The following is an 11,827-nucleotide window of genomic DNA, read 5'->3' as shown; positions in this document are numbered from 1 at the left end:
TTAATCATAGCTTACTTACTTAGTAAGTCTTTTTTCAAAAGAATTGCTGGTTTAGTTTAAGTCTAATTTTAGACTTTGTTTATCTTCTCTGTTTAATTTTCAAAGACCAAGTTGTTTTGCTGTTTTTCTGACAGCTTTTATATCTTACCACCGTAAGATTTTCTTGTCAACACTTTTTTAAAACTTAGCTTTTAAAAGATAAATTTTAATTTTGTGTCTCAGTCACTACTTGTTTCAGCGACATGACTTATAATAACACATAGCTCTACTTCCTTAAATATATTACCACCCATCAGAGCAACTTACTTGTCCATTGATTATAATTTCTCCATATTTCAACATATTTCATCAATTGATACACCAGGCACTGTTATCATGGAAATTTATCCTGTTAACTCTATAAGTTACTTATTATGGATATAATGACCCCACATATTTATATTATTCAGCTTAATCACAAGTAACTAATAGCACCTTTTCTACATATTATAAAAAATAATATTATTTATGAAGGTGATAATTTTGTGCGGAATTGCTGGATGGGTGAATTTTAAAAATGACATTTCAAAACAGCATCAAATAATAGAAGCTATGACTGATACTTTAAAGTTAAGAGGACCTGACAGCTACGGATACTACACAACCAATAACGTTCTTTTTGGACATAGAAGACTAGTGGTTGTAGACCCTGAGGGTGGAAAACAACCAATGGTTAAGACTCTTGGCGGCCATAATTATTGTTTAATATATAATGGAGAACTATATAACACCGAAGATCTAAGAAAAGAACTACTAGATAAGGGATTTCAATTCGACGCTTACTCTGATACAGAGGTTTTACTTACAGCTTATATGTGTTGGGGTATCGACTGCATATCAAAATTAAATGGCATCTTTGCATTTGCCATATATGACGAAAAAGAAAATAGGGTGTTCTTAGCAAGAGATCCATTAGGAGTGAAGCCTTTATTCTATACCATAAAAGGTAATTCCTTTATATTCGGTTCTGAAATAAAAACATTATTAGCTCACCCTTATGTAGATCCTATTATAGATAAAGATGGCTTAACTGAAATCTTTGCTTTAGGCCCTGCCAATTGTCTTGGAAGTGGTATATATAAGGATATAAAAGAGGTTTCTCCAGCCAACTATGTGCTAATTACTCCAGATGGGATAAAAATTAAGGAATATTGGAAGGTATCTGCTGAAGAATTCAACGAATCTGAAGATGAGGCAGCTGAGCACCTTAAAGACTTACTTACGGATGCAATAAAAAGACAACTTGTAGGTGACGTTCCTCTTTGTACATTTTTATCTGGTGGACTTGATTCCTCTGCTATTTCAGCAATAGCAGCAGAAGAATATAGAAGTAAAGGAAAAACTCTTACAACTTATTCTATAGATTATGAAGATAATGATAAATTCTTTAAGTCTTCATTATTTCAACCAACCTCAGATCAATATTGGGCATTGCAAATGTCTAAATTCATCAAGAGTAATCACAAGACAGTTCTACTCAACCACAACGATCTTACAGCAGCTTTGAAGGATGCTGTAATTGCTAAAGACCTTCCAGGAATGGCTGATGTTGATTCATCTTTATTTTTATTTTCCAAGGAAATAAGAAAAAACTTCGTTATAGCTTTATCTGGTGAGTGCGCAGATGAACTATTTGGCGGCTATCCATGGTACACTCGAGAAGAACTTATAAACGCACCAACATTCCCTTGGTCAAGGTTTGTAAAAGATAGAAAATCTCTTCTATCAGACAATCTAAAAAGTTTACCTATAGAAGATAAGACCCAGCAAGAATATCTGGATACCTTAAAACAAGTTCCTCATCTAGATAATGAAAGCAAGCTAGATTTTAGAATGAGAGAATTATTCTATTTAAATATTAAGTGGTTTATGATTAATCTACTAAACAGAAAAGATAGAATGAGTATGTCTAACAGTCTTGAAGTAAGAGTCCCATTTGCTGACTATAGATTAGTTCAGTATGCTTTTAATTTACCTCAAAAAATAAAATTCGCTGATGATAGAGAAAAAGGCCTTTTGAGAAAATCCTTAAAGGGTGTACTGCCTGATGATATTATATATAGAAAAAAGAGCCCTTATCCAAAGACTCACAACCCTATATACACATCATTAGTATGCGAAGCTATGAATGATATATTAAGTGATAAAACTTCTCCTATACTGAATATTATAGATAAGAAAAAGGTTCAAGAAATAGTTGATACAAAAGGTGATGCATACAAAACCCCATGGTATGGCCAGCTTATGACAGGACCTCAGTTAATTGCTTATCTTGTTCAAATGAATATATGGTTAAAAGAATATAATGTTCAACTCGAATTATAATATAACAGTTTTATAATAAAGCTAAATTTCATTTATACCATAGTATACAATTATATTTTTACTCATATCTAATATACTGATATGTTTAATTTAAACAAGTACTTGAAAATAGTCTAATAGAATTATAAAAATGCAGATAGCAATCAAATAATTAATATGATTACTATCTGCATTATATTTTATAGACCAGCTATTGAGAGCTCACCTACTACAACAGAAGGGCTTGCAGTATTGGAATAATAGAAATCAAAATCGCTTCCAACCTCTTCAATGTTTTTTAACAAATCAAAGAAGTTCCCTGCTACTGTTATTTGATCTACCGCCTCTTCAATCTTTCCATCTCTTATCAGCCTTCCGTTAGCTGCTAACGAGAAGTCCCCTGTTATTGCATTTGCACCTGAATGCATGCCTTGAAGATTAGTTATATATAATCCATCACCTACAAGACTTACTAATGAACTAAAAGTCTTTTCACCTTTTTCTATATATAAATTTGTAGCAGAAATCGTAACTGGTGAGGAGAATGAAGACTTAGATGCATTTCCAGTAGTCTTTACATTGTCTTTATTTGAAGTCTTCAGATTATGAAGTAGTGTTATAAACTTACCCTTATCTACTATTGATTTCTTATATGTTGGTACCCCTTCATCATCAAAAGGAGTTGAATAAGGAGATCCTTCTAAGATTGGATTATCTATAATAGTCACAATATCAGAAGCTATAGTAGCTCCTTCTTTTCCTCTAAGCAATGAAAGTCCTTTTTGAGCATTATCAGCATTAAAGACGCCTTGAAATGTTCCTAATATAGTTGCCATCATATAATTAGATATTAATACTTTGTATTTGCCAGATTTAATTGACTTTGAACCAATCTTAGATATCGCATCATTGGCAGCTTCCTCAGAAACTTCATCTAGATTTAATTCCCCTATGCTTGTTCTAACCTTAATAGCCATACCATTTTGCATGCCGTTAACATCTCTAGCTACTGCATCGACGTATGCAATAGCAGTAGTTTTCATGCTTTTTAAGTCTAGCCCCTTGGAATTTATTATTACAACTTCTGATTTAGAAGTATCTACTTCACATTCAGCAACCTTTTCAATTAGATTACTTGCTTCTTTTGTTTTTTTCTCTAACTGAAGTGCCAAATTAATCTGTTCACTTGGAGTTAGTCGATCTATATCCTCACTATATGTTGAAACATTTTCGTATTTCCCTTGTTCGCCATATATAAAATCTTTGTCTTCATTTTCTAAAAGCTCAGCATTTTCTTTAGCCTTTTTTACAATTATTTCAGCAGCAGCTTCATCTAAGCTTTCACTATATGCATAACCTATTTTCCCATTGATGATTCCTCTGAAACTTACTCCTCCAGTACTGCTTAAGCCATATCCATCAACTTCACCCTCATATATTCTTATTTCTAAGTTTTCTTTATTAGAGTAATAAATTTCGTATTCACTAAAGCCTGTTTCTTCAGCAAAGCTAAAAACTACATCTTTAAACTGTTTTATATCCATAAAGTTCCCCCCCTTATCTTCCACCAACAGTTATTTGTTTTACTCTAATCAGTGGCTGACCTACATTAGTTGGAACAGATCCACTTAAAGACCCGCACATTCCTTGACCATGCCCAAGATTTTGTCCAACCATATCAATATCCATTAATATATCAGAACCTTTGCCAATCAAACTTCCACCTCTTACAGCCTCTGATATTTGACCATTTCTTATTAAATATCCTTCTGCTACAGCAAAATTAAACTCTCCTGTAATTGGGTTAACTGATCCGCCGCCCATTTTCTTTGCATATAAACCATATTCTATAGACTTAATTATATCTTCATTTCTATCGTTACCACTTTCAATATAAGTGTTGGTCATCCTAGATGTAGGTGCGAACTTATATGACTCCCTTCTAGAGCTGCCTGTAGGTTCCATTCCCATCCTTCTAGCATTTAGTTTATCTATCATATATGATTTCAAAATTCCATTTTCTATAAGTACATTTTTTCTTGTTTTTGTTCCTTCATCATCTATATTTAATGATCCCCAAAGGTTCGGTAATGTTCCATCATCTATAGCTGTCACTTTTGTAGATGCTATTTGTTGACCTAACTTATCACAAAACACTGAATTTCCCTTTGCAACAGACGTAGCTTCAAGTGAATGTCCACAGGCCTCATGGAATATAACTCCCCCAAAACCATTCTCTATAGCAACCATCATTTTACCAGCTGGACAATAATTAGCATGAAGCATAGCAATAGCTGATTTACTTGCCTCTCTTCCGTAATACTCAGGATCTACAACATCAAACATTTCAAATCCCATCAATCTCCCTGGGTTCTCTGTTCCTAGCTGGTTTTCTTTAGAATTACTGGCTACAGATCTAATCCCTAATCTAGTCCATATTCTTCTATCCTCTGTGTACAATCCTTCACTGTTTGCAACAAGTATTTTTTGATCTTTATCCATATACGTTACAGAAGCTTGACTTATTTCATCACTGTATTCTCTAGCAGACTTATAGGCTATTTTCATCTTTTCAATCTTCTTTGTACTTTCAATAAACGAAGGAACATAAATTATAGGGTGAATATTAGAATTTATTCTTTCAATAAGATTCAAATTAATATCCAGATCACCATTAACGTTACCAAGTGCATATGCTGCTTTACTTGCTACCTCTGTCAAATGATTCAAACTATTTTCATTTGTATATGCATATACACTTCTAAATCCTTTAAATATTCGTATACCTATACCATAGTTTCTCCCTGAAACTATACTATCTACTTTACCGTCAGTCAGTGTTATATTGTTATTCATTGTATCTTCAACAAAAACTTCAGCAAAATCCCCGCCGCTTTTCAATGCTTTCGATAATACTTTGCCTATTACTTCTTTCGATAACATATACATCCCCCTTTTTATCTGTAATATAATACCATTTTAATTAATACTATCATCTTATGCAATATTTCATAAAAATATTTTAACATATATATTTTTGTAACGATAATAAATACCGTTTACAATTGACTAAATTCAAATAATAATATATAATTAGAATGCGTGTTACTGTTAAATCAGGCATAAGTTTACATAAACTTATGCCTTTTTCTATTAAATATGAATTTTTTGTTAATCTTATCATTATATTTTCGAAAGGAAGTGAGTTTTCCTAATTTCACTATAATGTGCAGTTAGGAGTATATTATGTTTGGATTCCTAAAAAAAGAAATAAAGATTCTCGCACCAGTTGCAGGAACTACAATAGATTTATCTAGAGTTCCAGATGAAGTATTTGCAAAAAAAATGGCTGGAGATGGAGTGGCAATTGATAGTACTGGTTCTATATTTGTGGCGCCAGCTGATGGTGAATTATCATTAGTATTTAAAACAAATCATGCTTTTGCTATGACAATCGCAGGAGAAGTAGAACTTCTAGTTCATATAGGTATAGATACAGTTTCTCTAAATGGTGAAGGTTTTGAAAGACTAGTAGAACCTGGTGTAAAGGTCAAAGCTGGTACTCCTATCATAAAAATTAATAGAGAGTTTGTGGAAAGTAAAGGATTCTCATTAATAACACCAGTTCTTATAACAAATCCAGATGTTATAAAAGAAATGAATCCTTTTATAGGTTCAGTTGTAAAAGAAGGATTAGACACTATAATAACTTATAAATAAGATAGAAAACTTAAACACAAAGGTATCTAAGAATTATTAATAAAATTCTTAGATACCTTATTTTTTTACATGGTTTAAGTTATAAGAATTACAAAGACACTATTTAGCATCTACTAACTTTTGATATTCTCTTACAATATCAAAGTTTTTGTCATCAGATTTAACATATCCTACATGTGAATATATTTCTGTTACTATCTTCTTTCCTTCTGGGTCCTTACCTATTTCTATGAAAGCATTTTGTATCTTTTCTTTCCATTCAGCAGTAATATCTGGTCTTACGCTGATAGTATCATTTGGTATTGGTTGTGTAAAGTATATTGGTTCAACTTTATCAAATATGTCTGGAACATCTTTCTTTACAGTATTTCTTGCATCTTCAAATACTGCTGCTGCATCAACATCTCCATTTAATACAGCTAAAACACCCTTATCATGACCTTTAACTCTTATACCTTGTACATCTTTTTCAGGGTCTACTCCAGCTTTTTTAAGTTCTGCAGCTGGCCATATATACCCCGCAGATGAAGTAACATCTTGCCAAGCTATCTTCTTTCCTTTTAGGTCTGCTAATGTCTTTATGTTTGAACCCTTTTTAACAACTATCATGGATCTATATGAATCAACAAGTTCTGTAGTGTTTTCTCCAGTTGGTTGCTTTATTCCATATCTTTGTGCTTGAAGTAAAATGTCAGCAGCATTCTTTTCTTTAGCTAATACATACGCTGTTGGAGGTAAAAAGCCAATATCTACTTGCTTTGAAGACATAGCCTCAATTATTGTATTATAGCTTGTGGATACGCTTACCTTTACTGGTATGCCAAGCTTATCTGATAATAACTTTTCTAAAGGTTTAGCCTTTGCTTCTAAAGTCTCAGCGTTCTGTGAAGGAACGAATTGAACTTTTAATTCTTTCGGTTCATATCCCTTTGCCGTAGTTGAGTCATCTTTCTTAGTACTACTACAACCAGCTAAAGCAGTCATAGCTAATGCAGTGCATAATGCAATACTTAATATTCTTCTTTTCATAGTATACCCTCCCTAAAAATTAAAAATTAGACTACATTTCCAATAAATACATATAAATCATAAACTATTTTCATTTTTTTTGCAATATCGTTCGTATTTATTTTGATATCGCATATTACTCAATAATTGTATATATAACAAGATTTTATTGAAAATATTGTTATACAAGTAAAATTTTTTAATGTTCTATTGAAAATACTAGTTAAATTATAGTATTCTTATATTAAAATTAATAGCACTTATTGTTAAAATAAGGTTAAATTTGCGTTTATTACAATTTAACTAACAGTAAATATGCTAAATAATATATAATAATTAGTACTATATATTTTAATTATTGTTCGTGTTTTTAAAATCATTAAGAAAAGGTTGGTAAAATTTATGATTGAATTTAAAAGTGTATCAAAGACTTATCCTAATGGTGTTATTGGGCTTAAGGATGTTAGTGTTACAATAAATGAAGGAGAATTAGTTGTAATAGTTGGGCTTTCTGGCGCAGGAAAATCTACATTTTTAAGATCTATTAACAGATTGAATGAAATATCTTCAGGTGAAATATTGATAAGTGGTAGGTCTATCACGAGAGCAAAAGGAAAAGACTTAAGAATAATGCGTAGAGATATTGGTATGATATTTCAAAGCTTTAACTTAGTGAAAAGATCATCTGTACTTAAAAATGTCTTAGCCGGAAGAGTTGGTTATCACTCTACCGCCAGAACACTAACCGGAATGTTTCCAAAAGAAGACTTGGAACTAGCTTTCGAATCATTAAAAAAAGTTGGAATAGAGCAAAAAGCTTATATGAGAGCAGACGAGCTATCTGGAGGACAACAACAAAGAGTAGCTATAGCTAGAACATTAGCTCAACAGGCAAAAATACTTTTAGCAGATGAACCAATAGCCTCATTAGACCCAGTGACAACAATCCAAGTAATGGACGATATAGCAAGAATAAATAAAGAAATGAATATAACTACAATAGTTAATCTTCATCACATAGATCTAGCAAAGAAGTATGCAACTAGGATATTAGGTTTTAGAGAAGGTAAATTAGTTTTCGATGGCCCAGTTGAAGAAGCTACTGATGAAATCTTTGATTATATATATAACGGCAAAACAGAAGAACTTGCTGAAGTTTAGGAGGAATAAAGATGAAAGAGCAAACTATAAAAAAACCTTCTAACATGAAATTATATCTTACAGTTATCTTAATACTTATTTTACTTGTTGCTAGCGCAAAAAAAACAGATGCTTCCTTTTCGCAGCTCATGAAAGGGCTTCCAGAGACAGGTAAGCTTTTTCAAGAAATGTTCCCTCCAGATTGGAGTTACTTTCCAAGAATATTTAGTCCTATGGCAGAAACTATACGCATGGCTATAATTGGGACAACATTAGGAGCTATTGCATCAATTCCTTTAGCTTTACTTTCTGCAAGGAATATATGCAAGTCCAAAATACTATTATCTATCTCAAGAGTAGTGCTAAATCTTATAAGAACAGTACCAGACTTACTATTTGCCGCTATATTCGTAGCAGCTTTTGGACTAGGACCACTAGCAGGTATATTTGCTTTAAGCTTTTTTTCGTTAGGCCTTGTTGCTAAATTATTATATGAATCAATTGAAGGTATTGACGAAGGCCCAATGGAAGCTATAACAGCTTGTGGCGGAAATACGCTTCAAATAATAGACTTTTCAGTAATTCCTCAAATATTACCTCAATTCATTTCATATGTTTTATATACTTTTGAAATAAATGTAAGAGCCGCTGCTGTTTTAGGATTGGTAGGTGCAGGTGGCATAGGACTACAATTAGATAGTACCTTGGGATTATTTAAGTATAATCAAACTTGCACTATTATTATTGCTACCTTAATCATGGTGGTCATTATTGATAATATAAGTATAAAAATCAGGGAGAATTTACTATGATAGAAAAAAATAAAACTTTTAAAAAATCATTATCAAAATGGCTTATAGCAATAATATTAATTGCTATATATATCTGGGCATTTGCAGGGATAAAATATACGGGAATTAAAGATTCCGCCAATCAAGTTGTTAGGTCCATATTTAAAGGCTTATTTCATCCTGACTGGGGGTATGTATACCTTCCAGATGGAGAAGATCTTCTCAGAGGATTACTTGATACCTTGGCAATTGCAGTTTTAGGTACTGTAGTATCTGCATTTCTCTGTATCCCTTTTTCATTTTGGGCTGCAAGAAATATGAGTAAAAACAAGTTATTTAGCAGTGGTGGCAAGTTTCTGCTAAGCTTTATAAGAACATTCCCTGAAATCGTAATGGCAATTATATTTATCAAAGCTGTTGGCCCAGGTGCCTTTGCCGGTGTATTAGCTCTAGGTGTTCATTCTATAGGAATGCTTGGTAAACTATATTCGGAAGGGATTGAAAATATAGATTGGGGACCTTATGAGGCATTAACTTCTTGTGGTGCTAATGCTCTTCAAAAATTGAAGTATGCCATAATCCCTCAAGTATTACCTGAATTTGCTTCCTATTCGCTTTATAGATTTGAAATCAATGTTCGTTCCGCTACTATACTTGGAATAATTGGTGCTGGAGGAATTGGTACTCCTCTTATATTTGCTCTAGAAGCGAGACAATGGAGTAGAGTTGGAATCATACTACTGGGTATAATAGTGATGGTTACTGTTATTGATTTTATATCTGGAAATATAAGAAAAAGACTCGTTTAACTATCTAATCTATGAAAGAGGTTATTTTATATGAATTTAAATAATTTAGATTTAACTATACTTCACACTAGTGATATTCATGGAAGTATATTGCCGATATATTACGGAACTAATGAATACAGAGATATAGGTCTTTCTAAACTATCAACTATCATAAAAGATGAAAAAAAGAAGAATGATAACACTTTACTTGTAGATTGTGGAGATGCCCTTCAAGGGTCTCCACTTATATATTATTATGCAAGAATTAATTCACAGGGAGAAAATCCTGTAATAAAACTATTTAATTATTTAGGATACGATTCCTTTACCGTAGGAAATCATGAATTTAATTACGGCATGGACTATTTATTAAATGCAAAAAAGCAATCTAATTTTCAATGGCTTAGCTCAAATATTCTTAATAATTCAAACAATACACCTTACTTTGGCAAACCTTATATAATAAAAAAACTTTCTAATGATTTAAGTATCGGTATAATCGGATGTACCACAAAGTATATTCCTAACTGGGAGCAACCTCATATAATTAAAGACTTAAATTTTGAGGATGTCATAAAGTCACTAAACAATTGGATTCCTGAAATGAAAGATGAAGGTGCTGATATAATAGTAGTTGCATATCATGGTGGTTTCGAAAGAGATATTGATACAGGATTACCTTCTGAAAATCTTACTGGTGAAAATCAGGGATATGAAATATGTGAAAAAGTTCAAGGAGTAGATCTTTTACTAACAGGACACCAACATAGATCCATATATAATAAGTATATAAATAATGTATCAGTATGCCAGTCTGGATTTGACGGTGCATCCTTAGGAAAGATATCTATAAGATTAGAAAAGGAGGCTTCTGTGTGGAAGATCAAAAATGTATCAAGTAGTCTACTCTATTCTAAAGATTATGACGTTGACGATGAATGTATACAATTAATTAAACAATATGAAGTAGATACTCAAGCTTGGTTAGATACTCCTATAGGAAAAATAGATGGAGATATGACAATATCCAATCCTATTGAAATCAGATTAAAGGATAATGCACTGATGGAATTTATCAATAAAGTTCAAATGTATTATGGTGAAACTGATATATCTCTCACATCACTTTTTGACAATAGAAGTGCTGGCTTGAAGGCAAATGTTACTATGAGAGATGTTGTTTCTAATTATATTTATCCAAATACTCTTAAGGTATTAAAACTTAAAGGTTCTGATATAAAGGCAGCCTTAGAAAGAAGCGCCTCTTATTTTGAATATGTAGATGGCCAATATATAGTAAGCAAAGATTTTTCCAATCCTAAGCCCCAACATTACAATTATGATATGTGGGAAGGAATCGAATATGTTTTAAATATCTCTAAACCAATAGGAAGTAGAGTTGTATTATTAAAACATAAAGGTTGTGATATGGATATGTCTAAGGAATACAATGTAGTAATGAATAATTACAGAGCTTCTGGAGGTGGGGATTATTTTATGTTTAAGGATAAACCGTTAGTTAAAGATATCCCTACTGATGTTTCTGAACTAATTGCCAATTATATATTAGATAAAAAAACTATTGATGCTACTGTAAATAACAATTGGAAAGTAACTCATGACTAATTCTCACTGATCTCCTCTTATCAATCTACAGTATAACCATATATTTAAACATTTTTTATATAATCCACAGGTTAATCTTTTATCTTAATATAATCTGTGGATTATGCCATTTCACCTGTGGATTTCTTCATAACTTTAATATACTTGTTATTTTAATCGAAAGCTTTATTTTATTATATCTTATAAAAAATAAAAAACCTCTGTATAAACAGAGGTTTGGTGGCTCACCGGGGAATCGAACCCCGGACACCATGATTAAAAGTCATGTGCTCTACCGACTGAGCTAGTGAACCACATTTACCTAGCGACCACCTACTCTCCCACACAGTCGCCCATGCAGTACCATCAGCCGTCTAAGTCTTAACCTTCGTGTTCGGTATGGGTACGGGTGTAACCCTTAGACGCATC

Annotated in this window: 9 protein-coding genes, 1 tRNA gene and 1 rRNA gene; 6 read left to right on the top strand and 5 right to left on the bottom strand. The window is 32.3% G+C overall.

All coding sequences use genetic code 11. From position 1 onward, the window contains the following. Positions 1–522: 522 nt before the first annotated feature. Positions 523–2,364 (top strand): asparagine synthase (glutamine-hydrolyzing), encoded by a 1,842-nt coding sequence (asnB, locus tag OCU55_RS23625; protein WP_261854710.1) that lies wholly within the window; start codon positions 523–525, stop codon positions 2,362–2,364. Positions 2,365–2,543: 179 nt separating this feature from the next. Here the strand turns inward: asnB and OCU55_RS23620 are convergent, their stop codons facing one another. Then, positions 2,544–3,887: a TldD/PmbA family protein gene (locus OCU55_RS23620; protein ID WP_261854709.1), complete on the bottom strand. Its 1,344-nt coding sequence runs from the start codon at positions 3,885–3,887 to the stop codon at positions 2,544–2,546. A 13-nt stretch (positions 3,888–3,900) separates the two neighbouring features. Beyond that, positions 3,901–5,286: a TldD/PmbA family protein gene (locus tag OCU55_RS23615; RefSeq protein ID WP_261854708.1), complete on the bottom strand. Its 1,386-nt coding sequence runs from the start codon at positions 5,284–5,286 to the stop codon at positions 3,901–3,903. Between the two features lie 303 nt (positions 5,287–5,589). On the opposite strand from OCU55_RS23615, the gene OCU55_RS23610 reads away from it, so the two are divergent. Beyond that, on the top strand, positions 5,590–6,063 hold the full coding sequence (locus tag OCU55_RS23610) for a PTS sugar transporter subunit IIA (RefSeq protein WP_261854707.1): 474 nt from the start codon (positions 5,590–5,592) through the stop codon (positions 6,061–6,063). Positions 6,064–6,162: 99 nt separating this feature from the next. On the opposite strand, the gene OCU55_RS23605 is transcribed toward OCU55_RS23610, so the two are convergent. Then, positions 6,163–7,092 (bottom strand): phosphate/phosphite/phosphonate ABC transporter substrate-binding protein, encoded by a 930-nt coding sequence (locus OCU55_RS23605; protein ID WP_261854706.1) that lies wholly within the window; start codon positions 7,090–7,092, stop codon positions 6,163–6,165. Positions 7,093–7,473: 381 nt separating this feature from the next. Between OCU55_RS23605 and phnC the strand changes: the two genes are divergently transcribed. From phnC to OCU55_RS23585, 4 genes are read left to right on the top strand one after another with little or no spacing between them, the layout of a single operon-like run. Beyond that, a complete protein-coding gene (gene phnC, locus OCU55_RS23600) occupies positions 7,474–8,232 on the top strand; it encodes a phosphonate ABC transporter ATP-binding protein (protein ID WP_261854705.1) in 759 nt (252 codons plus the stop codon). Between the two features lie 11 nt (positions 8,233–8,243). Then, positions 8,244–9,023 carry a phosphonate ABC transporter, permease protein PhnE gene (phnE, locus tag OCU55_RS23595; RefSeq protein WP_261854704.1) on the top strand — a complete coding sequence of 260 codons (780 nt, stop codon included), beginning with the start codon at positions 8,244–8,246 and terminating at the stop codon, positions 9,021–9,023. Next, positions 9,020–9,811, top strand: a complete 792-nt coding sequence (gene phnE, locus OCU55_RS23590) for a phosphonate ABC transporter, permease protein PhnE (protein WP_261854703.1) — start codon at positions 9,020–9,022, stop codon at positions 9,809–9,811. The genes phnE (OCU55_RS23595) and phnE (OCU55_RS23590) overlap by 4 nt, the downstream gene beginning before the upstream one ends. A gap of 30 nt (positions 9,812–9,841) precedes the next feature. Beyond that, positions 9,842–11,419: a bifunctional metallophosphatase/5'-nucleotidase gene (locus OCU55_RS23585; protein ID WP_261854702.1), complete on the top strand. Its 1,578-nt coding sequence runs from the start codon at positions 9,842–9,844 to the stop codon at positions 11,417–11,419. A 217-nt stretch (positions 11,420–11,636) separates the two neighbouring features. On the opposite strand, the gene OCU55_RS23580 is transcribed toward OCU55_RS23585, so the two are convergent. Next, positions 11,637–11,712: transfer RNA gene (locus OCU55_RS23580), tRNA-Lys, on the bottom strand. A gap of 6 nt (positions 11,713–11,718) precedes the next feature. Continuing rightward, positions 11,719–11,827 (bottom strand): 5S ribosomal RNA (gene rrf, locus OCU55_RS23575); the annotation flags it as partial.

This window comes from Clostridium folliculivorans (assembly GCF_024341905.1).
GTDB classification, from domain to species: Bacteria; Bacillota; Clostridia; order Clostridiales; family Clostridiaceae; genus Clostridium_AR; species Clostridium_AR folliculivorans.
Note: the sequence above shows the minus strand (reverse complement) of the source record. Positions and strands in the feature narration are given on the sequence as shown.